This window comes from Mesorhizobium sp. M1A.T.Ca.IN.004.03.1.1 (assembly GCF_003997555.1).
Taxonomy (GTDB): Bacteria; Pseudomonadota; Alphaproteobacteria; order Rhizobiales; family Rhizobiaceae; genus Mesorhizobium.
Window position 1 is genome coordinate 1 of record NZ_RZTV01001211.1, and the last position, 230, is coordinate 230.

1 protein-coding gene is annotated in these 230 nt (G+C 60.4%); it reads left to right on the plus strand.

Features of this window, described 5'->3' with window-relative positions; translation table 11 throughout:
- Positions 1-8: 8 nt before the first annotated feature.
- Positions 9-230 (plus strand): thiamine pyrophosphate-binding protein (locus EOD29_RS35535; RefSeq protein WP_245475543.1); only part of this gene is annotated, 222 nt, incomplete at its 3' end.

Consider the following 230-nt stretch of genomic DNA (forward strand, 5'->3'; position numbering starts at 1 on the left):
CAGCATCCATGGCGAAAACAGTCGGCGATTTCCTTGTGGCACGGCTTCGCGAATGGGGCGTGCGACGTATGTTCGGCTATCCCGGCGACGGCATCAACGGCGTCTTCGGGGCGCTCCATCGCGCATCCGACAAGATGGAGTTCATCCAGGCACGACACGAGGAAATGGCGGCTTTCATGGCCAGCGCCTATGCGAAGTTCTCAGGCGAACTTGGCGTCTGCATCGCAACC